Origin of the sequence: Enterobacter cloacae complex sp. SYL001 (assembly GCF_049237025.1) — a bacterium.
Lineage (GTDB): Bacteria > Pseudomonadota > Gammaproteobacteria > Enterobacterales > Enterobacteriaceae > Enterobacter > Enterobacter intestinihominis.
Map to the genome: position 1 here is coordinate 102772 of NZ_JBMKJI010000007.1, position 24060 is coordinate 126831.

Annotated in this window: 20 protein-coding genes and 1 pseudogene; 7 read left to right on the plus strand and 14 right to left on the minus strand. The window is 55.9% G+C overall.

Annotation, left to right across the window (positions count from 1 at the left end; translation table 11 throughout):
- Positions 1-124 precede the first annotated feature (124 nt).
- The 3 genes and pseudogenes from ACOTZP_RS09610 to ACOTZP_RS09620 form a co-directional block, all read right to left on the minus strand.
- A pseudogene (locus ACOTZP_RS09610) lies at positions 125-870 on the minus strand (alpha/beta fold hydrolase).
- A gap of 10 nt (positions 871-880) precedes the next feature.
- Positions 881-1348, minus strand: a complete 468-nt coding sequence (locus ACOTZP_RS09615; RefSeq protein WP_126315058.1) for a DUF6130 family protein — start codon at positions 1346-1348, stop codon at positions 881-883.
- A 156-nt stretch (positions 1349-1504) separates the two neighbouring features.
- Positions 1505-1675 carry a YfgG family protein gene (locus ACOTZP_RS09620; RefSeq protein ID WP_017383512.1) on the minus strand — a complete coding sequence of 57 codons (171 nt, stop codon included), beginning with the start codon at positions 1673-1675 and terminating at the stop codon, positions 1505-1507.
- Positions 1676-2043: 368 nt separating this feature from the next.
- Between ACOTZP_RS09620 and ACOTZP_RS09625 the strand changes: the two genes are divergently transcribed.
- Positions 2044-4341, plus strand: coding sequence for an EAL domain-containing protein (locus tag ACOTZP_RS09625; RefSeq protein ID WP_063149259.1), 2298 nt, complete (start codon positions 2044-2046; stop codon positions 4339-4341).
- On the opposite strand, the gene ppx is transcribed toward ACOTZP_RS09625, so the two are convergent.
- The 4 genes from ppx to purM all read right to left on the minus strand — a co-directional run bounded on the left by ppx (position 4289) and on the right by purM (position 9771).
- Positions 4289-5827, minus strand: a complete 1539-nt coding sequence (gene ppx / locus ACOTZP_RS09630) for an exopolyphosphatase (RefSeq protein WP_421633700.1) — start codon at positions 5825-5827, stop codon at positions 4289-4291. The two genes, ACOTZP_RS09625 and ppx, sit on opposite strands and share 53 nt — an antisense overlap.
- Positions 5828-5830: 3 nt before the next feature.
- Positions 5831-7891 carry a polyphosphate kinase 1 gene (gene ppk1, locus ACOTZP_RS09635; protein ID WP_006811494.1) on the minus strand — a complete coding sequence of 687 codons (2061 nt, stop codon included), beginning with the start codon at positions 7889-7891 and terminating at the stop codon, positions 5831-5833.
- Between the two features lie 204 nt (positions 7892-8095).
- Entirely contained in the window at positions 8096-8737 is a 642-nt protein-coding gene (purN, locus tag ACOTZP_RS09640; RefSeq protein WP_271074804.1) for a phosphoribosylglycinamide formyltransferase, read from the minus strand.
- Positions 8734-9771, minus strand: coding sequence for a phosphoribosylformylglycinamidine cyclo-ligase (purM, locus tag ACOTZP_RS09645; RefSeq protein ID WP_023300680.1), 1038 nt, complete (start codon positions 9769-9771; stop codon positions 8734-8736). The genes purN and purM overlap by 4 nt, the downstream gene beginning before the upstream one ends.
- Positions 9772-10037: 266 nt before the next feature.
- Between purM and ACOTZP_RS09650 the strand changes: the two genes are divergently transcribed.
- The 4 genes from ACOTZP_RS09650 (at position 10038) to ACOTZP_RS09665 (ending at position 14483) form a co-directional block, all read left to right on the plus strand.
- Entirely contained in the window at positions 10038-11468 is a 1431-nt protein-coding gene (locus ACOTZP_RS09650) for a 6-phospho-beta-glucosidase (protein ID WP_271074803.1), read from the plus strand.
- Positions 11469-11685: 217 nt separating this feature from the next.
- Positions 11686-12312 carry a uracil phosphoribosyltransferase gene (gene upp, locus ACOTZP_RS09655; RefSeq protein ID WP_022648979.1) on the plus strand — a complete coding sequence of 209 codons (627 nt, stop codon included), beginning with the start codon at positions 11686-11688 and terminating at the stop codon, positions 12310-12312.
- Positions 12313-12394: 82 nt separating this feature from the next.
- A complete protein-coding gene (uraA, locus tag ACOTZP_RS09660; protein ID WP_022648978.1) occupies positions 12395-13684 on the plus strand; it encodes a uracil permease in 1290 nt (429 codons plus the stop codon).
- Between the two features lie 97 nt (positions 13685-13781).
- Positions 13782-14483 carry a DnaA inactivator Hda gene (locus tag ACOTZP_RS09665; RefSeq protein WP_211482948.1) on the plus strand — a complete coding sequence of 234 codons (702 nt, stop codon included), beginning with the start codon at positions 13782-13784 and terminating at the stop codon, positions 14481-14483.
- 76 nt (positions 14484-14559) lie between these two features.
- On the opposite strand, the gene ACOTZP_RS09670 is transcribed toward ACOTZP_RS09665, so the two are convergent.
- Genes ACOTZP_RS09670 through celB form a run of 3 tightly spaced genes read right to left on the minus strand, consistent with a single transcriptional unit; the run spans position 14560 to position 18257 of the window.
- Positions 14560-15978 carry a leucyl aminopeptidase family protein gene (locus ACOTZP_RS09670; protein WP_271074828.1) on the minus strand — a complete coding sequence of 473 codons (1419 nt, stop codon included), beginning with the start codon at positions 15976-15978 and terminating at the stop codon, positions 14560-14562.
- Positions 15978-16934: a N(4)-(beta-N-acetylglucosaminyl)-L-asparaginase gene (locus tag ACOTZP_RS09675; RefSeq protein WP_271074802.1), complete on the minus strand. Its 957-nt coding sequence runs from the start codon at positions 16932-16934 to the stop codon at positions 15978-15980. Before ACOTZP_RS09675 ends, ACOTZP_RS09670 begins: the two co-directional genes overlap by 1 nt.
- Positions 16935-16937: 3 nt before the next feature.
- A complete protein-coding gene (gene celB, locus ACOTZP_RS09680; RefSeq protein ID WP_048966874.1) occupies positions 16938-18257 on the minus strand; it encodes a PTS cellobiose transporter subunit IIC in 1320 nt (439 codons plus the stop codon).
- A 147-nt stretch (positions 18258-18404) separates the two neighbouring features.
- Between celB and ACOTZP_RS09685 the strand changes: the two genes are divergently transcribed.
- The gene (locus tag ACOTZP_RS09685; protein ID WP_023300674.1) at positions 18405-19229 is read left to right on the plus strand and encodes a hypothetical protein; all 825 of its coding nucleotides are present in this window, start codon (positions 18405-18407) and stop codon (positions 19227-19229) included.
- Here the strand turns inward: ACOTZP_RS09685 and arsC are convergent.
- Complete coding sequence (arsC, locus tag ACOTZP_RS09690; protein ID WP_022648973.1) at positions 19226-19582, minus strand: arsenate reductase (glutaredoxin); 357 nt, start codon at positions 19580-19582, stop codon at positions 19226-19228. The two genes, ACOTZP_RS09685 and arsC, sit on opposite strands and share 4 nt — an antisense overlap.
- 13 nt (positions 19583-19595) lie before the next feature.
- The gene (bepA, locus tag ACOTZP_RS09695; RefSeq protein WP_003860547.1) at positions 19596-21059 is read right to left on the minus strand and encodes a beta-barrel assembly-enhancing protease; all 1464 of its coding nucleotides are present in this window, start codon (positions 21057-21059) and stop codon (positions 19596-19598) included.
- Positions 21060-21279: 220 nt separating this feature from the next.
- Here bepA and ACOTZP_RS09700 point away from each other — a divergent pair, with 220 nt between their 5' ends.
- Positions 21280-22344: an AI-2E family transporter gene (locus ACOTZP_RS09700; RefSeq protein WP_003860546.1), complete on the plus strand. Its 1065-nt coding sequence runs from the start codon at positions 21280-21282 to the stop codon at positions 22342-22344.
- A gap of 533 nt (positions 22345-22877) precedes the next feature.
- Here ACOTZP_RS09700 and bcp read toward each other — a convergent pair.
- Positions 22878-23348: a thioredoxin-dependent thiol peroxidase gene (bcp, locus tag ACOTZP_RS09705; RefSeq protein ID WP_193543913.1), complete on the minus strand. Its 471-nt coding sequence runs from the start codon at positions 23346-23348 to the stop codon at positions 22878-22880.
- A complete protein-coding gene (locus ACOTZP_RS09710; protein ID WP_271074574.1) occupies positions 23348-23917 on the minus strand; it encodes a glycine cleavage system transcriptional repressor in 570 nt (189 codons plus the stop codon). The genes bcp and ACOTZP_RS09710 overlap by 1 nt, the downstream gene beginning before the upstream one ends.
- Positions 23918-24060 lie beyond the last annotated feature (143 nt).

Genomic DNA, 24060 nt, shown 5'->3' on the forward strand with positions numbered 1-24060 from the left:
AGTGAGGGCGAAGGCGCGTTTGTGACAAAACCGCACATAACCCCGTTACAGGAGCCGGAAGTACATAAAGCCCGTAGGATGGCGTGGCCCGAAGTCGGACCGTTCATCATGCGGGCTTTTTTTATCACTGTTGACCCGATAACGCCTGTTCAATCGTACGGGTAACAACGTCCGGCTGGCTGACCATCGATACATGGCTTGCCGCAACCTCCGTGGTGTTGGCGTTGATTTTCTTTGCCATTGCGCGCTCAAGCTCAGGATTGATCATCCGGTCATTTTTGCTGACCACATACCAGCTCGGTTTGTCATGCCAGGCGGCATGCGCGACTTTCTCCCCAAACGCATTGGCCTTAATGGGGCTCTGCGTCGCGGCAATCACGCTGCGCTCAACGTCCTTCACGTCAGGGGCAAAATTCTCGCTGACCGCTTTTGTCGGCAGATATAAATACCCCTCTGCCGTTTTAGCGAGGCTGGCGCTCCCTGGCGGAGCAGGGAAGCTATTTGCCAGTTCTGCCGTCGACTGGCCGGAATCCGGCGCAAAAGCGGCAACGTAAACCAGTGACTTCAGCGGGCATTGTTTCCCGCCTCGCTGATTACCGTCCCGCCCCAGGAGTGACCGACCAGCACCACATCCCCATGAGCCCGGGCAATAGCACGCTGCGTGGCGGCGACATCATCTTTCAGAGACGTGAGCGGAAGTTGTACCGCAATGACCTCGGTATGGTGTTTTTGCAGCCGGGTGATCACCTTATTCCAGCTGCTCCCGTCGGCAAACGCCCCGTGCACCAGCACCACGCTGGCTTTCGTCTCTGCCAGCGTGGTGGTGGAAACCGCCAGCAGCGCCGCTGTTAATACAGACAATGCTTTCATAACAGGCTCCTTAAAAGTGATGAACCGCCGCGTGGGGCGGTACGGTGAATTCAACGGTTTTATGGTCGATGGGCTTATGCGTCGGGTCGGCAACGATGATGGTTACCTTGTGTTTCCCGGCGGGCAGCCCGACCAGGATCACCGGCTCGCCGCTGGTTTCAGCCCAGTGCCAGGGCGCGTCATCCACCACTACGTGAATATGGCCGATACGCGGAGTGACTTTCAGCGCGTCGGGTCCAAATACAGGTTCAATGCGCAGGTTTTCGACGCGGTACTGAATAAAGACCGCACCTTTACTCAGCGGTCCCGCCAGCGGTGGGTCGACGATCAGTTTTGCTGGCGGCTGGGGTTTTTCCTGCGGCGCTACGGCGGCCGGGCCATTAACATCAGCGGCGCTCAGGCCATCCAACGGTACGGCCAGTGCGCCAGCAAAGGACGTCAGCGCAAATACAGGAAGCAGGAAATATCGACGAATCATCGGTGTCTCTCCTCATCGGTTTATTATGGCGATGGACACAGAAGACCATTTTTATGTATCGGGGATGTTTGCTTTTGCGGGTGTTTTGTACCGGTTTGTCTGCGTAGCGCTCGGGATACAGTGCGATACAGTTTGTCTGCCTGGAGCGAACATGCTTTAGCGCTCGGGCGAATCCACTACAAGACCTGATTGCTGCGACTGAATTTTGTCCTGATGGTGATACCAGGCGCCAATGGAGGAATAAACAAAGCGGCCAAAGAAAAACAGGAAACTGATGAGCAGTATGATGCGGGTCATCCGGGTGTTAAATCGATGTCGTTTTCGCATACGCGTAGCCTGACTCACTTTCTTTTCCTGAGTATACCCTTTTGGGCGATACGGCTATTAAGGCACAGCCGCAAGTCGGGGTCAATTCAGCGAAATGTAAAATACCGTCAATGCTTACATTAATTTATGTTATTAAAAACAACGCTTTTATTTATCGCATTGATAATTACAGGAAAAATATTCAAATAAAACGTAAGAAATGTTTATTCAGATAAATTAATTTGATTTAGGTCAACGGCATCTCGTCGTTGATATTTAAAATCCCACCTCCACTGTGCTTGCCAGGAATTTTCCGGGCATCGTGTACGTCAGGTTGGATGCCTGTCTTCATTTACCCTCTGGAGCGCAAGGGTTGTAAACGAGCATCTATGAATATTCACCACATCCTGAAGCAAAATAAAGACCGCTGGTGGGCACTTCCTCTTATATTACCCGTCGTGTTACTCCCGGTGCTTAGTGTGGCTAATACCTTAACGCAGCTGGGCGACGGTATCGTTGCGCTCTATTATCTCCCGCTCTCCTTTCTGCTGACGCTGATGTTGTTCTTTGGCCTGGAAGCCCTTCCCGGAGTGGTGGTGTCGCTGTTTTTACGTTATTACCCGTCCGTTGGGCTGTTTGAAACCGTGACCGGCATTCTACATTTTATCGTCCCCCTGGTGCTCAGCTGGGGCGGTTACCGCGTGTTTGCGCCCCGACGCAATATGACCGCTTACGGTGACATACGCCTGATGGGGCAACGTATCTTCTGGCAGGTGTTTTGCCCGGCAACGCTTTTTCTGGTGCTATTTCAGTTTGCGGTTTATCTCGGGGTCTATGAGAGCCGCCAGAGCCTTGCAGGATTGAATCCCCTCAATATTCGGACCCTTATTAACTATCAGGGGCTGCTGGTGAGCGGGCTGACGGGTGTGCCGCTAAGCTACCTGCTGATCCGCCTGATACGTCATCCGCGCTATATCAAGGGACTGATGTCCCAGCTCCGCACGCAAATAGACAAAAAGGTGACGGCCGTTGAGTTTGTGGTGTGGTTTTTAGCTCTTGGTGGGTTGCTGGCCATGCTGCTGCTGCCCATGAATGAAAACAGTTCCATTTTCAGCACCAACTACACTTTGTCACTGCTGATGCCCGTGATGCTCTGGGGGGCGATGCGCTTTGGCTACAAGCTGATGTCAATCATCTGGACGCCGGTCCTGCTGGTGTCGATTCACTTTTTTTATCACTACATTCCGGTGCAGGGGGGTTATGGCATTCAGCTGGCGATCACCTCATCCAGCTATCTGGTCTTTTCCTTCGTTGTGACGTACATGTCGATGCTGGCGACACGCCAGCGGACCATCAATATTCGCTCCCGCAGTCAGGCTTTTCTCGATCCGGTGGTGCATATGCCCAACCTGCGGGCGCTGTCGCGAGAGCTGGCCAGTAACCCCTGGTCGGCGCTCTGTTTACTGCGCGTGCCCGAGCTGGAAGTGCTGGGGCGTAATTACGGCGTACTGCTACGGATCCAGTATAAGCAGCAGCTGGCGCAATGGATAAATGGCACCCTTCAGCCAAAAGAGCAAGTCTATCACCTCACCGGATATGACATGGCGGTGCGACTGGAGGCGGAGTCGCATCAACAGCGCATTGAGACGCTGGACGAGCATATTAAGCAGTTTGTTTTTATCTGGGATGGTATGCCGGTGCAGCCTCAGGTTGGCGTGAGCTACTGCTATGTACGCTCACCCGTCAATCACCTCTATCTGGTGCTGGGGGAACTGGGCATCGTGGCTGACCTCTCCCTCTCAACGAATCACCCGGAAAATCTTCAGCAGCGCGGGGCTGTTCACTTGCAGCGTAGCCTGAAAGATAAGGTGGCGATGATGAGCCGTTTGCAGACAGCGCTGGAGCAGAATGCTTTTAGCCTGTTAGTTCAGCCTGTTCGCGGCCTGCGCGGCGATCATTACCACGAAGTGCTGCTGCGAATGCGTGATGATAACGGGGCGCTGATCTTTCCCGAGCAGTTCCTGCCCATAGCACAGGAGTTTGGTTTATCGTCGCGTGTCGATTTATGGGTACTGGAGCGTACGTTGAGTTTCCTGGCACAGCACCGCCAGCGTTTGCCGGGCCAGCGCTTTGCCATCAACCTCGCACCTTCAACCGTCTACCGGGCGCAGTTCCCGCTTGAAGTGAGCCGCCTGTTAGCCAGATATGCCGTTGAAGCATGGCAGCTGATCTTTGAAGTGACCGAAAGTAGCGCCTTTGGTCATGCGGATCTGGCGGCATCCACCCTCAGGCAATTGCAAAAAATGGGAATACGGATCGCCATTGATGATTTTGGCACCGGCTACGCCAGCTATGCGCGGTTAAAAAGCGTGGACGCCGACATTCTCAAAATCGACGGCGGCTTTATTCGCAATATTGTCAGCAACAGCCTGGATTACCAGATCGTGGCATCCATTTGCCATCTGGCCCGGATGAAGAAAATGCTGGTGGTGGCGGAATGTGTGGAAACAGAAGAGATACGTAGCGCGGTGCACGCGCTAGGTATCGATTATGTGCAGGGCTACTTGATTGGGTTGCCAGTTGAGCTTGATACGTTGCTCGAAACACAGCCTTCTCAGGAGAGCGCCTTAGCCGTTACGCTGCCGCCTCAGAACTCTCTTCTTCAATCTTCAACAGCCAGCCGGTGACCGCTTCCCAGTACTGCTGCTCTTTTTCCAGATCCAGCAGCACCAGCGCGTTCTGGCTAAACCAGTCGTGCGGGAAGCTCAGCGTCCAGTGATAGTCATCCGTTTTAAGCTTCAGTGTCGGCGGCGTGGTGGTCGCCTGTCGCTGATTATTGAGCAGCACGCCCAGGCGCAGAAGCTGAATGAGTGGCAGGAACTGCTTTTTCTTAAATAGCGTAAAGCGCGGCAGATCGTCGAGCTTGATGGCTTTGCGGTGATAGCGTACCAGCGTCGCCATCATGGTTTGCTGCTCCTGGTTGAAGCCAGGCAGATCGCTATTTTGCAGAATATAGGCTGAATGGCGATGCATTCCGCTGTGGTTAATGTTCAGCCCCACCTCATGCAGCATCGCGGCCCATTTTAACAGCGCGGCCAGCTGCGGATGCGCCAGCTTTGGATTCTGCTCCTCCCACTGCTCGTACATCTGAACCGTGGTTTCCAGCACCCGTTTCGCCTGTTCGCGGTCGATATTGTACTGGTTGGCAAGGCTCTGCGCGGTGCGGCTGCGAATATCCTGATGACGGAAACGGCCTTCCATCTCATACAGCACACCTTCGCGCAGGGCGCCGTCAGAGAGGCGCAGCTCTTTGATCGCCATCGCGTCAAACACGCCGCAGAGGATCGCCAGCCCCGGTACGAACACCGCTTTACGCTCGTCGGACAAGCCCGGCAGACTCAGGGCGTCGAAGCTCTTGTGCTTAAGCACCTCTTCGGTGAGTTTCACCAGGCGCTCAGGCGTAATAAACCCGTCCTTTTCACCCATCGCCAGCAGCACTTCATGGGCCGCTTTAATCGACCCCGATGCGCCCAGCGCCACGTTCCAGCCCTGAATACGATACTGCCAGGCCAGATTTTCCAGTTTTTGCACGGCGGCCATGCGCGCGCGCTGGAAGTTTTCGCGGGTGATGACGCCGCCCGGAAAATACATTTGCGCGAAGCTGACGCAGCCCATACGGCGGCTTTCAACCAGACGCGGCTCGAAATCTTCGCCAATCACCAGTTCGGTTGAGCCTCCGCCGATATCAATCACCAGCTTGCGGCCTTTTTCCGGCTGCGTATGCTCCACGCCCATAAAAATCAGGCGCGCTTCTTCGTTACCAGAGATGATCTCAATCGGGTAGGGGATAACCTTTTCCGCGCGCTTAAGAAATTCCGGCGCGTTCAGCGCCTGGCGTAGCGTATGCGTCCCGACGATGCAGACGCTGGACGGCGAAAAGCCTTGCAGACGTTCTGCGAACAGCGACAGGCAGTTAAGCCCGCGCTCCATTGCCTCTTCGCTCAGCATGTTACGCGCGTCGAGCCCATCGGCCAGATGCACGCGCTGCTTCAGACGACCGATGATCTGCATCGCGCCATCCACCTCGCGGGCGATGACCATATGGAAACTGTTTGAGCCAAGATCGACCGCAGCGAACTCCTGCGGGCGTGGGGTATTATCGTTTATTGGCATAGGTTAATCGGGTTGCTCAAGTGATTTGATGTAATCGTAAATCGCCAGCTGCGACCGCACTTTACGGCGATTGCCGCGCGGTACATAGCGATTACTGAGTTCTTTGTCGATATAACGTGCTTTCACCGTATCGCTGAACAGGATCTCGATAATGTCCAGGATACGCTGCTTCAGGCGAGGATCCAGCAGCGGTGCCGCCACTTCAATACGGTAATCAATATTACGCGTCATCCAGTCGGCGGACGAGAGGTATACGCGCTTATCACCGGCGTTATCGAAAATATAGACGCGATCGTGTTCAAGATAGCGATCCACAATGCTGATCACGCGGATGTTGTCGCTGATGCCTTCCAGTTCCGGAATGAGCGAGCACATGCCGCGAATGAGCAGATTTACCGGAACGCCGGAGCTGGAGGCCGCATACAGGCGATCCACCAGGCCTTTGTCCACCAGATTGTTGAGCTTCAGCGTGATGCCGGACGACAAGCCGTTCTGCGCATTGGCAATCTCTTTGTCGATCATATCGTACAGCAGGCGCCGTGAGTTCTGCGGTGACACCAGCAGATAATCGAAGCTCACCGGGCGGTACGGGTTCTCAATGAAGTTGAACACCCGACGCACTTCGTTGGTGATGCGGGCATCCGCAGTCAGCAGTGAATAGTCGGTGTAAATACGCGCGGTTTTCTCGTTAAAGTTCCCGGTACCGATATGGGCGTAGCGCACCACATCGTCGCCCTCTTTACGGGAGATCAGGAACAACTTGGCGTGAATTTTCAGCCCCGGCGCGGAGAAGATGACGTGCACGCCCGCTTCCGTCAGTCGGCGCGCCCAGTGGATGTTGGCCTCTTCGTCGAAGCGAGCCTGGAGCTCAACCACCACGGTCACTTTCTTGCCGTTGTGCGCTGCGTGGATCATCGCATCGATGATGCGGGAATCTTTCGCCACGCGATAAATGTTGATTTTAATCGCCAGCACGTTCGGATCGAACGAGGCCTGACGCAGCAATTCCAGCACGTGTTCAAAGGTGTGATACGGATAGTAGAGCAGCACATCCCGCTCGCGGATGGCATCGAACCCGTTGCGAAATTTATCGAACCAGATATGGCGCAGGCGCGGCAGCGGTTTGTTTACCAGATTGGCTTTGCCGACGTTCGGGAAGCCAATGAAATCTTTAAAGTTGTGGTAACGCCCACCGGGGATTATGGAGTCGTAGCGGGAGATGGTCAGCTTATCGCGCAGCATCTCCACCATCGCGTCCGGCATATCGCGCTGATAGACAAAACGCACCGGCTCTGCCGTCAGGCGCTGTTTGAGGCTGGAAGACATCAGCTCCATCAGGCTGGCCTCCATCTCATGCACCAGATCGTACTCGGCATCACGGGTCATCTTCATCGAGTAGGCGTTGAGCGCGTCGTAATCGAAGAAACCTTTGAAGATATCGTCCAGACAGTAGCGCAGAATGTTATCCAGCAGGATCATCGGCTTACGTCGGCGCGGGGTTTCCGGCGGCAGATTTACAAAGCGCGGGACTTTATCAGACGGTATTTCCAGCAGCGCGTAGTTAATGGTCTCACCACGAATGATTTCTACCGCCAGATAGGTGTAATCATCTTTCAGGAACTGCACCAGATCGGTTTCACGGTTGATCAGAATCGGGGTGATATGCTGGCGCAGATAGTGTTTGAAATAGTGGCGCAGCCAGTTTTGCTGATTCGCGGAGAGCTGGCGTTCGTTGATCAGGAAGATTTGGTTGCGTGCCATTTCCAGCAGCAGCTCGTTATAGAGGCCATCAAATTCCTGATCGGCTTTCATGACGCGAGACTGGATTTTTCCAAGCAGATGCCGCGAGTGGGAGTTTAAGCCCTGTTCTTCGCTGATGATGATTCGGCGTTTCAGTTCGGCGAAGCGAACCTTGTAGAACTCATCCAGATTGTTGGAATAGATGCCTAAAAAACGCATACGCTCAATCAGCGGGTTGCTTTTATCGGCCGCTTCCTGAAGTACACGTTCGTTGAATGCTAACCAGCTTAGCTCTTTCTCGATATATAACTTTTCCTGACCCATTACAGCTCACACTCCAGTTCAATCACAGGACGTGGTAAATCCGTCTCGTCCTTATTATGGCGAGCATTTCCACGATATGTCCAACAGTGCCAGAAAAGTATGACAGTTATTTTTTTTGTTGGGGATTTTAGGGGGTTGGAGAAGGGGATATCGGGTAATGCAATATGTAGGTCGGGTAAGCGCAGCGCCACCCGACAGAACAAACTACTCTTCAGCCGCATGACCCTGCGGGGGCAACTTCACGCCGTCCAGCCAGGCGGCACCGTCGCGCATCTCAAGACGGCCGTCAACAAACCAGCTTACCACCAGCGGATAAATGGCGTGTTCCTGAGCCTGTACACGTTCCGTCACGTCGTCTTCGTTGTCACCGTCAAAGACCGGTACTTTTGCCTGCAAAATGACCGGACCGCCGTCCAGCTCGTCGGTAACGAAATGCACGGAGGTCCCATGCTCCTCATCGCCGTTCTCCAGCACCTGACGATGGGTATGCAGGCCAGGATATTTCGGCAGAAGAGAAGGGTGAATATTCAGCAAACGTCCGTTGTAATGCGCGACGAAGGCCGGGCTCAGGATACGCATGTAGCCCGCCAGCACCACCACGTCAGGCGCGTAGGCGTCAATCTCCTGCACCAGCTCACGGTCAAAGGCTTCACGCCCGGCGAACTGGCTGGCTTCCAGCGCGTGCGCAGGAATGTTCGCTTCCCGCGCGCGCTCAAGGCCGAACGCATCGCCCTTGTTGCTGAATACTGCCCGAATGGTGCCATTGATTTTCTTCTGTTTGCAGGCGTCTATGATTGCCTGCAAATTGCTTCCGTTGCCGGAAATGAGCACCACGATGTTTTTCATTCAATGACCACACGCTGTTCGGAATCGGAAGCTTTAATCGTACCGATTTTCCACGCGTTTTCACCTTTTTCTGTGAGCAGCTTAACCGCTTTATCCGCTTCGCTGGCGGGCAGGGCGATAACCATACCTACGCCGCAGTTAAAGGTGCGGTACATTTCATGCTCGCTCACGTTGCCTGCGGTTTGCAGCCAGTTGAAGACGGACGGCCACTGCCATGAGGAGGCGTCGATCACCGCCTGGGTATTGTCCGGCAGCACGCGCGGAATGTTTTCCCAGAAGCCGCCGCCGGTAAGGTGAGCGATGGCGTGCACGTCAACGTTCTCAATCAGCTCCAGCACGTTTTTCACGTAGATGCGGGTCGGGGCCAGCAGGTGATCGGCCAGCGGTTTGCCGTCCAGCTCGGTGGTCAGCGGGTCGCAACCGCTCACTTCGAGGATCTTACGCACCAGAGAGTAGCCGTTGGAGTGCGGACCGCTGGAGGCCAGCGCAACCAGCACATCGCCGTCAGCCACTTTGCTGCCGTCGATAATTTCTGATTTTTCTACCACGCCGACGCAGAAGCCTGCGACGTCATAATCTTCTCCGTGATACATGCCAGGCATTTCAGCGGTTTCACCGCCGACCAGCGCACAGCCGGATTGCAGACAGCCTTCGGCGATACCGTTAATGACGCTGGCTGCGGTATCCACATCCAGCTTGCCGGTCGCGTAGTAATCCAGGAAGAACAGCGGCTCAGCGCCCTGTACCACCAGGTCGTTGACGCACATCGCCACCAGATCAATACCAATCGTATCGTGACGCTTAAGATCCATCGCCAGGCGCAGTTTTGTACCGACACCATCCGTACCCGAGACCAGCACAGGTTCACGATATTTTTGCGGCAGCGCGCACAGTGCGCCGAATCCACCCAGGCCACCCATCACTTCCGGGCGGCGGGTTTTTTTCACCACACCTTTGATTCGGTCAACCAGCGCATTACCTGCGTCAATATCAACACCGGCATCTTTGTAGCTGAGAGAAGTTTTGTTGGTCACGGCTTAAATCCCCACGCGATTGCATAGCTAGTAAGAAAAATCGGCGCAATTCTAACAGTCCAGGCAAACGTTTGCGAGCCTATTCTCGGCGCGGGGATCTTTTTTTCTGTGCGGACTGTCCAGGGCAACAAACTTGACTCTGTTCACGAAAATGAAACCGGTTTCGGCGATCTGCTTGCAACGGCTATCCCCTTTGCACATCATCAAAATGAAACCGGTTTCTGTAACTGTTTTTGCAGAAAATAACGCAGAATGAGGGAAAGCGAATGTCAGGATTTAAAGCAGGTTTTCTGTGGGGTGGGGCCGTTGCGGCGCACCAGCTTGAAGGCGGCTGGAAAGAGGGCGGCAAGGGCGTGAGCGTTGCCGATGTCATGACGGCAGGCGCCCACGGGGTACCGCGTGAAATCACCAACGGCGTGCTGGAGGGGAAAAATTACCCAAACCACGAAGCCATCGACTTTTACCACCGCTATAAAGAAGACATCAAACTCTTTGCCGAGATGGGGTTCAAATGCTTCCGCACCTCCATTGCCTGGACGCGTATCTTCCCGAAAGGCGACGAGCTGGAGCCGAACGAAGCGGGACTCAAATTCTATGACGATCTTTTCGACGAGTGCCTGAAGCACGGCATCGAGCCGGTGATCACGCTTTCCCACTTCGAGATGCCTTTCCACCTGGTAACGGAATACGGCGGCTGGCGTAACCGTAAGCTGATCGACTTCTTTGTCCGCTTCGCGAAGGTCGTTTTTGAGCGCTATCAGCATAAAGTGAAGTACTGGATGACCTTTAACGAGATCAATAACCAGGCCAACTTTCACGAAGACTTTGCGCCGTTTACCAACTCCGGGCTGAAATATGCGCCGGAAGAAGATCGCGAGCCGGTGATGTTCCAGGCGGCGCACTATGAGCTGGTGGCCAGTGCCCTGGCGGTGAAAGCGGGGCGCGAGATCAACCCGTCACTGCATATCGGCTGCATGATTGCCATGTGCCCCATCTATCCGCTGACCTGTGCCCCGGACGACATGATGATGACGATGAACGCCATGCATCGCCGCTACTGGTTCACCGACGTTCACGTGCGCGGCAAGTATCCGCAGCATCTGCTCAACTACTTTGAACGTCGCGGCTTCGCGCTGGATATCACCGAAGAAGATAAAGTGGCGTTGACGCAGGGCTGCGTGGATTACATCGGGTTCAGCTACTACATGTCGTTCGCCACCAAAGCGACGGCGGATAATCCGACGCTGGATTACGACGAGAGCAAGAGCCTGGTTTCTAACCCGTACGTGCAGAAATCGGACTGGGGCTGGCAGATCGATCCTGTCGGGCTGCGCTACTCTCTGAACTGGTTCTGGGATCACTATCAGCTGCCGCTGTTTATTGTGGAAAACGGCTTTGGCGCGATCGACGTGCAGGAGAGCGACGGCACGGTGAACGACCAGTACCGCATCGACTACCTTTCCGCCCACATCCGCGAGATGAAAAAAGCGGTGGTGGAAGACGGCGTGGATCTGATGGGCTATACCCCGTGGGGCTGTATCGACCTGGTCTCTGCCGGCACTGGCGAGATGAAGAAACGCTACGGTTTTATCTTTGTCGATAAAGATAACGAAGGTAACGGCACGCTGAACCGCAGCAAGAAGAAATCGTTCGACTGGTATAAGCAGGTGATTGCGAGCAACGGCGATAACCTGTAATTGTCGGGTGGCGCTTATACTTACCCGACCTACACTACACGTAGGCCCGCGTAAGCGCAGCGCCACCGGGCAAGACCCCGCACCCAAACCGGAGCCCAGCCTCCGGCTTTTTTGTTTTTGATTGATGTACATCAAGCAACATGGGTATGGCGCAATCCGAAAAAAGCGGTATAATCCCGCGATTTTTTTGCGGATGCCACCTCAGAGGAGAAAGAGAATGAAGATTGTGGAAGTGAAACACCCACTCGTTAAACACAAGTTGGGCCTGATGCGTGAGCATGACATCAGCACGAAGCGTTTTCGCGAACTGGCTTCTGAAGTGGGTAGCCTGCTGACCTACGAAGCGACCTCTGATCTGGAAACGGAAAAAGTGACCATCGAAGGCTGGAACGGCCCGGTGCAGGTTGAGCAGATCAAAGGTAAAAAAATTACCGTTGTGCCAATCCTGCGTGCGGGTCTGGGCATGATGGAAGGCGTGCTGGAGCACGTCCCAAGCGCGCGTATCAGCGTGGTAGGTATCTACCGTAACGAAGAGACGCTTGAGCCGGTCCCATACTTCCAGAAGCTGGTCTCTAACATTGATGAGCGTATGGCGCTGGTAGTTGACCCGATGCTGGCGACCGGTGGTTCGATGATCGCCACCATTGACCTGCTGAAACAAGCAGGCTGCAGCAGCATCAAAGTGCTGGTGCTGGTCGCGGCGCCGGAAGGTATCGCGGCGCTGGAAAAAGCGCACCCGGACGTTGAACTCTATACCGCGTCTGTCGACCAGGGACTGAACGAGCACGGGTACATCATCCCGGGGCTCGGCGATGCCGGCGATAAGATTTTTGGGACTAAATAATCGAATAACGATAAAGAAGCCGACTTTGATAGTCGGCTTTTTTTTGAATAAAAACCAACAATGACACTCAGAGGAAAACACTATGACGCGCCGTGCTATCGGGGTGAGTGAAAGACCGCCGCTTTTACAGACAATCCCGCTTAGTTTGCAGCACCTGTTCGCCATGTTTGGCGCAACCGTGCTGGTGCCAATCCTGTTTCACATTAACCCGGCTACCGTGCTGCTGTTTAACGGCATCGGTACGCTGCTTTACCTCTTCATCTGTAAAGGCAAAATCCCGGCCTATCTCGGGTCGAGCTTCGCGTTTATCTCCCCGGTACTGCTGTTGCTGCCGCTGGGTTACGAGGTCGCGCTGGGCGGCTTTATCATGTGCGGCGTGCTGTTCTGCCTGGTCTCCTTCATCGTGAAGAAAGCGGGTACCGGCTGGCTGGACGTGATGTTCCCGCCTGCGGCAATGGGGGCAATCGTTGCCGTCATCGGCCTGGAACTGGCGGGTGTCGCGGCGAACATGGCTGGGCTGCTGCCTGCGGACGGTCAGTCACCGGATTCTAAAACCATTATTATTTCGCTGGTGACGCTGGGCGTGACGGTTTTCGGTTCCGTCCTGTTCCGCGGCTTTATGGCGATTATCCCGATCCTGATCGGCGTGCTGGCGGGTTACGCGCTCTCCTTCGTGATGGGCGTTGTGGATACCACACCGATTGCCGAGGCACACTGGTTCGCGCTGCCGACCTTCTACACCCCACGCTTCGAATGGTTTGCTATCTTCACCATTCTGCCTGCTGCACTGGTGGTGATTGCTGAGCACGTTGGCCACCTGGTGGTGACGGCGAACATCGTGAAGCGTGACCTGATCCGCGACCCGGGCCTGCATCGCTCCATGTTTGCCAACGGTTTCTCCACCATTATCTCCGGTTTCTTCGGCTCCACGCCAAACACGACTTACGGGGAGAACATCGGCGTAATGGCGATCACCCGCGTCTACAGCACCTGGGTTATCGGCGGCGCGGCGATCATCGCTATTCTGCTCTCCTGCGTCGGCAAACTGGCGGCGGCGATCCAGATTATCCCGGTTCCGGTGATGGGCGGCGTTTCCCTGCTGCTTTACGGGGTGATCGGTGCGTCCGGTATTCGCGTGCTGATTGAATCCAAAGTGGATTACAGCAAGGCGCAGAACCTGATCCTGACCTCCGTTATCCTGATCATCGGCGTAAGCGGCGCGAAGGTGCACATCGGCGCGGCAGAGCTGAAGGGGATGGCGCTGGCGACCATCGTCGGCGTGGGCCTAAGCCTGATTTTCAAGCTGATCTCGGTCATTCGTCCGGAAGAAGAAATCCTGGACGCTGACGATAGCGAAAAAGCACCACATTGATCCTTTAACCGGGCGGACGATCCGCCCGGTTCTCTCCTTGCTGGTTCCGTGTTAAACTCCATTCCGATTTTATGTAAGATCTCTGGTTGAGGTATTTCTGAACGGACCGGCACAGCTCTCTCTGCCACTTTATCTCCCTGACGACGAAACTTTCGCGAGTTTCTGGCCGGGTGATAACCCCTCTTTACTGGCTGCACTGCAAAACGTGCTGCGCCAGGAACACAGCGGATACATCTATATCTGGTCACGCGAAGGCGCGGGACGCAGCCACCTGCTGCATGCCGCCTGTGCGGAACTTTCGGCGCGCGGTGACGCGGTAGGCTATGTGCCGCTGGATAAACGCACCTGGTTTGTGCCTGAAGTGCTGGAGGGCATGGAACATCTCTCCCTGGTCTGCATCGATAATATTGAATGCGTGGCGGGAGACGAGCCGTGGGAAATGGCGATCTTTAACCTCTACAACCGCATTCTGGAGTCGGGCAAAACCCGGCTGCTGATCACCGGCGATCGTCCGCCGCGTCAGCTCAATCTGGGGCTGCCGGATCTGGCGTCTCGTCTGGACTGGGGGCAAATCTACAAGCTGCAACCGCTGTCGGATGAAGACAAACTCCAGGCACTTCAGTTGCGCGCCAGACTGCGCGGATTTGAACTGCCGGAAGACGTAGGGCGCTTCCTGCTCAAGCGTCTGGATCGGGAGATGCGCACGCTCTTTGATACGCTCGATCAGCTCGATCGCGCCTCCATCACCGCCCAGCGCAAGCTGACCATTCCGTTTGTGAAAGATATTCTTAAGCTGTAGTTATGCCGGGTGGCGGCTGCGCCTTACCCGGCCTACATATGGCACCCGTAGGCCCGGTAAGCGCAGCGCCACCGGGCTAAAGATCCCCCATCAGGTGCTCAACCAGCAGCGGAATCGGTCTTCCCGACGCCATGCTTCTGCCGTTCTCACGCCACAGCGCCGTCCCGCTGATATCCAGATGTGCCCATGGGATCGCCGGTGGACAGAAGTGATGCAGCAGCCACGCCGCCGAGGCGCTTATCGCCGCATTGTTAGTCGGCGTATTGCACAGATCGGCAATCGCGCTGTCGGTCTGCTTTTTCAGCCGTGCGTCCAGCGGCAGAGACCACACCTCGTCACCGCTCCGTTTACCTGCCTGCGTCAACGCGGCGCGCAGCGGTTCATCCTGGGTCATCAGCCCGCTCAGCTCATACCCCAGCGCTTTCACCACTGCGCCCGTCAAAGTCGCCATATCAATGATGTAGCGGGCCTGCGGGTACCGCTGGCTGGCCCAGGCAATGGCGTCAGCCAGCACCAGCCGGCCCTCGGCATCGGTATTGTTGATTTCCACCGTAATGCCGTTGCAGGCCATCGCCACCGTGCCGGGCTGCATGGCGTCGGGGCCGATGGCGTTTTCCGCCAGCGCCAGCACGCCCATGATGCGCACCGGTAATTTCAGCTCCGCAACGGTCAGCATCAGCCCGAGCACGTTAGCCGCGCCGCACATGTCATATTTCATGGTGTACATGCCCGCGCCTTCCTTCAGCCACAGGCCGCCGGTGTCAAAGGTAATGCCTTTTCCCACGTAGCAGCGCACCGGGCCATCAGACACGCCGTTATAGTGAATAGCCAGCAGGCGCGGCGGGCAGGTCGCCCCTTTGCCAACGGCGTGCAGTAGCCCCAGCCCCTGCTCAACAATTTGCGTTTCATCCAACACTTCGCAGCGCAGGGCAGGGCTGGCGGCACACAGTTTTTGCGCCTCTTCCACCACAAACTGCGGCGTGCAGCGGTCGGACGGCATATCCGCCAGACGTCGCGCCGCAACCATGCCGAGCGCAATGGCCTGCTGCTGGCGGAAGGTCGTCTCCAGCTTCGCCTGCTGTTCCGGCAGGCAGAGGGCAGCGATGCAGGTAAGACGCAGCGCTTCGTCCGTCTTCTTCAGCTTCAGGTCACTGAGCCTGTGCGCCTGATTAAAGAGAAAACGCAGTACCTGCGCCAGCACCACATCGTCAATATCCGTCACGTCCAGCACGAGTTCGGCGCTGGCGGGGGCGGCAAGCAGCGGTCGCAGGGCGGTGAGCAACCCCTCGGTCAGGGCGTCAAGCCAGAGCGCGTCCGGCAACAGGGTGATGCGGGCAAACGGCGCGCAGCCAAAGCGTGCGTCCGCGACGGTGCTCTGCTGGCGCATTTCAGCGACAAGAGCGCTTTCCGGTAACAGGGAACTGTCAGCGCGCGCAATCAAATGGCTCTGCGGCTTCGCGTCTGAAAGCGCGTTGATAAACTGGTACGTGATCATCATAACTCCTCAATCGGTGCGCGGATCCGCGCGGCATAGGCCTGCATCCACTCCTCATCTACCGCGTGATAGTGCGTTTTCTCCCGCAGGCGTTCAGTACGGAAAACGGTGAGGGGCTGGCGAGCCGTCGCCACCACAAACGAGAAGGTTTTTATGTTAGTCGCGGCGCCAAATTCGCCCTGGTTGTTCATGCACACCACGGAGAGATCGCCCGCGCGACCGAAGCGCGACATCAGCTTGTCTTCCAGTTCGAATACGACTGAATCCGCCGCCTGCTGCGGCGTCATCCCTTGCGCCATCCGGCGAACGATTTCGTAGCTGGTACAGCCCTTCATCAGGTCTTCACCGACGCCTGTGGCGGTGGCCGCGCCGGTTTCGCTGTCGCAGTAAAAGCCGGAGCCGATGATGGGTGAGTCACCGAGGCGACCACGTTTTTTCATAAACAGGCCACTGGTGGAGGTGGCGACGCTCATCGAACCCTGTTTATCAAGGCCAATGATGCCGACGGTGTCATGTCCGTCGTAGGGGCTTAACCCCTTATCCAGCGTTTCGCGGCAGCGCTTGCGATAGTGCTGCATGGCGCGATCCGTGAGCATAGTTTTGTCGGCAAAGCCCTGGCTCAGCGCCCATTCGCGCGCGCCCTGGCCGACCAGCAGGCTGTTATAGCGTTGACGGCTGAGCGCGTGCGCCACGCGCACCGGGTTGGCGATATCCACCAGATTCCCCACGGCGCCGAACGCCAGCGTGTCGCCGTCCATATAGGCCGCGTCCAGCTCCACCTCGCCGTTCTCGGTCGGCAGGCCACCGTAGCCGACGGATTTATACAGCGGAAAGTCTTCCACGGCAGCGACGGCATCGACCACCGCCGAAGCGACCGGTTTTCCCGCCGCCAGGGCAGACGCGGATTCCGTTACCCCTTCAAGTGCCATTCGCCAGGTTGCGATAATTCCCCACATGCTTTACTCCTGTTTTGCAAGGGTGGTGTCGGGTTGCGTAGCGGTAGTCAGCTCCGCGGCGCGGTACTGTTTATCCAGGATACGCATAAAAGGCAGGTACAGCATGGCGCCAATCAGCAGGTTGATCAGCTGCATCACGCTGCCGCTCAGGTGCCCGGTGACGATAAAGCCGCTGATAACCGGCGGCAGGGTCCAGGGAATAAACACCCCGGTGGTGACGGCGACCGCGCCAATTTTCATCGCCGTATACTGCACGGTGACCAGCACCAGCGGCACCAGATTAAACGGGATGAGCATGATCGGGTTCATGATCACCGGCAGGCCAAACAGGATCGGTTCGTTGATGTTAAACACTGAGGCTCCTGCGCCGAGGCGCGCCACCTCTCGCATGTTTTTGCTGCGGGCGAAAATCAGCATCGCTATCACCAGCGACAGCGTGGCGCCCGCGCCGCCCATCCAGATCATGTCAAAAAACTGTTCGGTGATGATGTGCGGCGGCGTCGTTCCCGCCTGAATCGCGGCGATGTTGTCGGTCTGGTTTTCCATCCACAGCGGGCGAATAATGCCGTTGATCATCGAACCGGAGTTAATGCCCACTGACCACAGAATGGTGATACTGAATACGGTCATCAGCGCACCGAAATAAGAGGTACCGTAGTGGCGCACCGGGGTGGCAACCACTTCATAAATAAACTGGTGGATGGTGTGGTAGTGGGTGTTTTCAAATATGATGCGGATAATAAGCACCAGAATCATCACCAGCAGGGCCGGGATCAGCGCCGCGAACGACTCCTGCACCGCCGGAGGTACGCCGTCCGGCATTTTGATGACCAGCTTTTTGCGCTTCAGCCAGCAGAACAGTTCCGTCCACAGCAGGGAACCGATCATCGCCACAAACAACCCTTTGCTGCCAATCCACTCCACCGGCATCACGGTAATGCCGCCGTTTTCCGCCACTTTGATAAAGGGCGTCAGGATCAGGAAGGCGACCAGCGCCAGGATGCCGCAGGAGATGCGGTCCTCGCCATAGTGCTCAGCCAGGCGGTAGGCCACCAGGAAGCTGATAAACAGCGACATGGTTGAGAATACCGCGTTGAATGGAATCTCTATAATCGCACTCCAGCTCTCACCAAAGGCCTGAGACATAAACTGCTGATAGGCCTGATTCGGGAAGGAGGAGATCACCAGCAGGATGGAGCCGACGATGATAAACGGCATGAATGAAACGTAGGCCCCACGAATGGCCCCAAGATGACGCTGCTGGGCCGTTTTCGCCGCCAGCGGCATCAGTTTTGCTTCAAGAAATCCCAGAACATTGTTCATTGTGAATTCCGTACAAGATTGAGAGGTGTTGTTTATGTTATGTCTGTGGATTATCAGTGAAGCGCGGCGAGCGAAAGGTGAAATCGGTCACAAAGCATTCGCTGCTCTACTATAAATCTCATAAGATTAGTTTTGGAGAGAGACGCGATGGAAATCAAACTGCATGCTAACGCCACCACCACACCGCGTATCCGTCGCTATCTTCAGCAGTCAGATAAAAGCGACAGAGAGCTAGCTGTTGAACTGGGGATCTCGGTCACCACCGTCAGGCGCTGGCGCAACCGCGACCAGGTTTCGGATAACCACACAACGCCAAAAGTGATACACAAAGCATTGAGACAAGAGCAGGCGGCACTGATAAATGCCCTGCGGGATATCACTGGGGCACCGCTGGATGAACTGCTGCTGCTGGTGAATGACGGACTCGGGATCGCCGTTTCCCGCGCGACCCTGAACCGCTACCTCAAACCGGCTTCGGTAAGACAAAAGGGGGCGTCGTTGCAGGGCAAAAAGGCGCTGAAGGCCGGTATCATGCCGCAGAAGCTACTTCTGCATCATCAGCCGCTATCGCTGCATATGGACGACGGTGGGGAGCAACACCTGCTCTGGGCGCGTGAACCCGTCAGCGGCTGGTGCTACGCCCGGCTTTATGCCGGTGTCTCGCCGCAGTTGCTGACCCGCTGGACGAACGAGGTGCTGGCTGCCTGTCCGGCTGATATTCAATCTATTGAGACTTTTGGGCTAGAAGTGAACTTGCCGGAGCATAACGTCATCGTAAAAGTGCATTCACAGTATTATCTTGCCCTTCAGGTCACCGTGCCGTTACGTGAGATCATTCCGCGCGTGAATAGTGAACCGGCGGGAGAACTGTTGATCCAGTTGTGTGAATTTTTCAACCGGGGAAAAGCGCAGAAAAAGCTGGGGGAGAGTACGCCGCAGGCGTTTCTGGAAGCGCTGCGGCGTAACGATTAGACGATCCCGAGTACGTCTTCCGGCGGACGGCCGATACGCGCCTTGCCGTTCGCCACGACAATCGGGCGCTCAATCAGCTTTGGATTGTCGACCATCGCCTGAATCAGCCGATCTTCAGTGAGACTGGTATCGTTCAGATTGAGCGATTTATACAGATCTTCTTTCTGACGCATCAGCTCGCGTGCGCTGCCCATGTTCAGCATCTTCAGCAACTGGCGGATCGTCTGCGCGTCCGGGGGCGTCTCCAGATACAACACCACTTCCGGATCGATGTCGTTAGACTTCAGCAGATTCAGAGTCTCGCGGCTCTTGGAGCAGCGAGGGTTATGGTAAATTTTTACCGCGTCTGTCATGACTTCTCCTTTATTACATCTTCTCGTACGGCTTAAAGCGTTGTTGCAGGCCACGCAGCTGGTCGATTCGCGCATCGTAGCGGGCCTGTTGCAGGCTGCCGAGCTTCACCTGTGAGCTGGCGCTGCTTAGCAGGGAAATGGCCTGATCGAGGCGCCCCGCCAGCGCCAGACCTTCCGCACGCGCGGCCAGCTCCTGATCGCGATTACCCAGTTGCCCCTGGGCCTGGGCGAGCAGCTCCCAGCCGTTCTGGTCATCTTTATTGTTAAAGGTATAGCGGTTCAGAATGGTCACCGCCTCGCCGGGCTGGCCGCCCTGTAAGTAGGCGTTCGCCAGGTTAAGTTGCAATACCGGATTGTTGCGAATGTCTTTCGCCCCTTTCAGACGGTTGATCGCATCGGTCGCTTTTTTCTGTCCTAAATCGATATCGGTTGCGAGGTCGAGATACCACGGATTGTCAGGCGCCGACGCCAGCAGCGGCTGTAGCGCTTTACGCGCTTCATCGTACTTGCTGGCCTCCATCGCCTGGAGTGCCTGACCATACTGCGCGGCGTTCTTCTCGCGCACGTTGCCTTTCGCCAGCGCGTCCAGCAGATCGCTGGTGAGCTGATTACGTCCGGAGTTGTACATGCCAAGCGTTCTCACTTTGGCCATGTAGAAATCCTGCGAAGACTGCACGACGACCGGACGCATCTGGTTAGCACGGTTACGCGCATCCGAGAGACGACTTTCCGGCAGCGGGTGGGTCAACAGAATTTCAGGCGGGCGCGACGAGTAGCGTGCCTGGTCGAGCAGTTTTTCCAGGAAGCTCGGCATGGCCTGCGGGTCAAAGCCGGAACGCTGTAAAACCTGAATGCCGATGCGGTCTGCTTCCTGCTCGTTCTGCTGGGTAAAGCTGATCATCCCCTGACGCGTCCCCGCCAGCGTCCCGGTAAGCGCCGCCATCCCGGCCTGCGGGCTGGCCATCGCCAGCAGAATAGAGCCCAGCGCGCCCACCCAGGTCAGAGGGGCGTTACGCTTCTGATCTTCCATCGCACGCGCCAGATGGCGCTGGGTGACGTGCGAAATTTCGTGCGCCATGACGGACGCCAGCTGGCTTTCGTTATCGGAATAACGGAACAACGCCGAATGCAGCACCACGTTCCCGCCAAAGAAGGCGAAGGCGTTGATTTCGTCGTTATTGATTAAATAGAAGTGGAAGGGCGTTTTTACCGAGTCTGCGTGCGCCACCAGTCGCATCCCCAGACCGTTGATGTACTGCACCAGCAAAGGGTCGTTAATCAGCGGAGCACTGCCGCGCAGCTGGCGTACGTAATAATCACCCATCTGCATCTCCTGCCCGATGGAGAGCGTGCTTCCTGCCGTGGTGCCCATGTCCGGCAATGAATCGGACGAGTCAGCGAAAGCGGGCAACACCTGACCCACCGTCACGGCGGCAATCAGTGTCGCAACCAGTGTTTTTCTCAACTGCCTGAACATAACCACTGTCCTGTATGTTGGATGTGCTAATTTGACCGATGAACCCGCATAACGTTCATCTCCGCTGCTCTGCGAGTGTAGCCGTGTTAAGAGATGAAGAAAATCCCATTCATCAGGGTTTTGCGAAACCTGACAGTGAAACAAAAAGGAAAGTCTTTTTTGTGACAGTTAGATACAATTCACCGTCTCACTCCCGCCATTCGATTCAGGGAAGGGTTGTATGCTCGAAATGTTAATGCAGTGGTATCGGCGTCGGTTTAGCGATCCGGAAGCCATTGCTTTGCTGGTCATTCTGGTTGCCGGATTCGGTATCCTGTTCTTCTTTAGTGGCCTGTTGGCACCGCTTCTGGTGGCAATTGTGCTGGCGTATCTGCTGGAGTGGCCCACCGCGCGTCTGGAACATATCGGCTGTTCCCGTCGCTGGGCGACCAGCATTGTCCTGGTGCTGTTTGTCGGCATTCTGCTGCTGATGTCCTTCGTGGTGATGCCCATCGCCTGGCAACAGGGGATCTACCTGATCCGCGACATGCCCGGCATGCTGAATAAACTTTCTGATTTTGCCGCCACGCTGCCGCGCCGCTATCCTGCGCTGATGGACGCCGGGATCATCGATGCGATGGCCGAAAACATGCGCGCCCGCATCATGACCATGGGTGACTCGGTGGTGAAATACTCTCTGGCCTCGCTGGTGGGGTTGCTGACGCTGGCGGTTTACCTTGTTCTCGTGCCGTTAATGGTGTTTTTCCTGGTCAAAGATAAAGAGCAGATGCTGAATGCGGTGCGCCGCGTGCTGCCGCGCAATCGCGGTCTCGCCGGTCAGGTCTGGCAGGAGATGAACCAGCAAATCACCAACTACATTCGCGGCAAAGTGCTGGAGATGATTGTGGTGGGCGTGGCGACCTGGATTGGCTTCGTGATTTTCGGGCTGAACTACTCGCTGCTGCTGGCGGTGTTGGTCGGATTCTCGGTTCTGATCCCGTATATCGGCGCGTTTGTGGTGACCATTCCGGTAGTCGGTGTGGCGCTGTTCCAGTTTGGTCTGGGTACGGAGTTCTGGAGCTGTTTCGCCGTATACCTGATTATTCAGGGACTGGACGGGAACCTGCTGGTACCGGTGCTGTTCTCAGAAGCAGTTAACCTGCATCCGCTGGTGATTATCCTGTCAGTGGTGATTTTCGGCGGGCTGTGGGGATTCTGGGGCGTGTTCTTCGCCATTCCACTGGCGACGCTGATTAAAGCCGTGGTCCACGCGTGGCCGGATGTGCCGGCGGTGGAAGAGAAGTAGATTTAGTGCGGGCTGATGCCCTCACCCCAACCCTCTCCCACGGGGCTGAGGGATCCCCAGTAATTTTTTTATGCAGAAGCAATAAAGTTGCTTTCTAAATGACTGAGGGCTGTCAGCGATGCTCTGGTCCGGCTGTAAATCGCTGAGGCGTTTCCTGCAGGCCGGGGCGAGGCGCAGGGATGCGCCGAGAGGGCGGCTTTACAGGGACGTTGCCTCCGCCCGTACCCGATAAGCCGGAAGGAATAAGCCGAGGGCACCGCGAAGCGGCGATTTACCGCCGGGAGCCCGGGTCGCCAGGGTGGTGGCGACTGAGCCACCCTTGCACGTTCACCGGTCATATCGTTACAGAGTAGCAAGGAACATAAAGTGAACGGAATGACCACCACCGCCGTATGTTCCCCTCACCCTAACCCTCTCCCCGTAGGGGCGAGGGGATTGCTCAGTGCTCGCATTAATTTGTGGGGAACCCTCAGCCCACGGGGAGAGGGGGCAAACACTAAAAACGGCAACCTGGGTTGCCGTTTTGCTGTTTATCAGGCGCTTTGTTTCAGCCAGTTCAACACCACGTCGTGGTGGTTGCTGGTTTTGAAATCATCAAACACGTGCTCAACTTTACCGTCAGCGTCAATCAGGAAGCTGATGCGGTGAATACCGTCGTACGTTTTGCCCATAAAGCACTTCTCACCCCAGACGCCAAACTGCTCGCAAACCTGGTGGTCTTCATCGGAAAGCAGCGTGAAGTTCAGCAGCTCTTTTTCCGCAAAACGTGACAGCTTCTCTGGTTTATCGGTGCTGATGCCCAGCACTTCCACACCGACCTTTTTCAACTCATCCATGTTGTCGCGTAAACCGCAGGCCTGTACGGTACAGCCCGGGGTCATGGCTTTCGGGTAGAAATAGACCAGAACACGCTGTCCCTGGAAGTCGGTCAAATTTACTTGCTCGCCGTCTTGATCCGGTAAGCTAAATTTCGGTGCGATATCACCGGCTTTCAGTGGGTTCATTACTCAACTCCATCCTGTTCGTGCTGCGAATAATCGACGACGCTTATACTGCCTTGCGCGTGTAATTCTGTACAGAGGGCTTTGAACGCTTGCTCGATATTTGACGCATCCTGCGAGGCAGGGCTGTGGGCGGTAATTTGAATAAACAGCGTCGGGATGGCGTTTTCATCGCCAGGCTGCGTGCGGGAAACCAGTTCGGCAATGTTCATCTGATGGCTGTCAAACAGTGCCGTAAAACGTTCAATCAGATGAGGTGAATCAGGCACTTCAACCTGTACCCAGACTGTGGCAGGCAGAGCCGGACGCGGGCGCGCGGTGGTGCGCTTCATCACAATCAGTAAATCCAGCTCTGCGCCTTTCAGCGGCAGGGTAGATTCGATGAGGGTAATGGCATTCCATGTTCCGGAAAGCAGCATGATGAACGTGAATTCTTCGCCAAGCATAGCCAGCCGGCTGTCTTCGATATTGCAGCCGCAGCTGCTCACGTTGCGAGTGATGGTATTCACGATACCCGGCCTGTCAGCACCCAGCGCAGTGATAACCAGGTAATGTTGTGATGAGGTTGTCAAACCTGTTCTTCCTTTGCGTGGTTAAGTCTTCCTAAGGAAAGCATAAAAAAAACATGCATACAACCGCCTGAGAGCCTCAGGTCGCTTGCTTTTATTACAGTTCCAAACGTAACATTGAGGCTCTTGTTCGCACAGAGGATGGC

Bases quoted from the DNA above. Each gene is read 5' to 3' on its own strand.
- ACOTZP_RS09615 (WP_126315058.1), bottom strand. From the start codon at position 1,348: ATGATTCGTCGATATTTCCTGCTTCCTGTATTTGCGCTGACGTCCTTT.
- ACOTZP_RS09620 (WP_017383512.1), bottom strand. From the start codon at position 1,675: ATGCGAAAACGACATCGATTTAACACCCGGATGACCCGCATCATACTG.
- ACOTZP_RS09625 (WP_063149259.1), top strand. From the start codon at position 2,044: ATGAATATTCACCACATCCTGAAGCAAAATAAAGACCGCTGGTGGGCA.
- ppx (WP_421633700.1), bottom strand. From the start codon at position 5,827: ATGCCAATAAACGATAATACCCCACGCCCGCAGGAGTTCGCTGCGGTC.
- ppk1 (WP_006811494.1), bottom strand. From the start codon at position 7,891: ATGGGTCAGGAAAAGTTATATATCGAGAAAGAGCTAAGCTGGTTAGCA.
- purN (WP_271074804.1), bottom strand. From the start codon at position 8,737: ATGAAAAACATCGTGGTGCTCATTTCCGGCAACGGAAGCAATTTGCAG.
- ACOTZP_RS09650 (WP_271074803.1), top strand. From the start codon at position 10,038: ATGTCAGGATTTAAAGCAGGTTTTCTGTGGGGTGGGGCCGTTGCGGCG.
- upp (WP_022648979.1), top strand. From the start codon at position 11,686: ATGAAGATTGTGGAAGTGAAACACCCACTCGTTAAACACAAGTTGGGC.
- uraA (WP_022648978.1), top strand. From the start codon at position 12,395: ATGACGCGCCGTGCTATCGGGGTGAGTGAAAGACCGCCGCTTTTACAG.
- ACOTZP_RS09670 (WP_271074828.1), bottom strand. From the start codon at position 15,978: ATGATCACGTACCAGTTTATCAACGCGCTTTCAGACGCGAAGCCGCAG.
- ACOTZP_RS09675 (WP_271074802.1), bottom strand. From the start codon at position 16,934: ATGTGGGGAATTATCGCAACCTGGCGAATGGCACTTGAAGGGGTAACG.
- celB (WP_048966874.1), bottom strand. From the start codon at position 18,257: ATGAACAATGTTCTGGGATTTCTTGAAGCAAAACTGATGCCGCTGGCG.
- ACOTZP_RS09685 (WP_023300674.1), top strand. From the start codon at position 18,405: ATGGAAATCAAACTGCATGCTAACGCCACCACCACACCGCGTATCCGT.
- arsC (WP_022648973.1), bottom strand. From the start codon at position 19,582: ATGACAGACGCGGTAAAAATTTACCATAACCCTCGCTGCTCCAAGAGC.
- bepA (WP_003860547.1), bottom strand. From the start codon at position 21,059: ATGTTCAGGCAGTTGAGAAAAACACTGGTTGCGACACTGATTGCCGCC.
- ACOTZP_RS09700 (WP_003860546.1), top strand. From the start codon at position 21,280: ATGCTCGAAATGTTAATGCAGTGGTATCGGCGTCGGTTTAGCGATCCG.
- bcp (WP_193543913.1), bottom strand. From the start codon at position 23,348: ATGAACCCACTGAAAGCCGGTGATATCGCACCGAAATTTAGCTTACCG.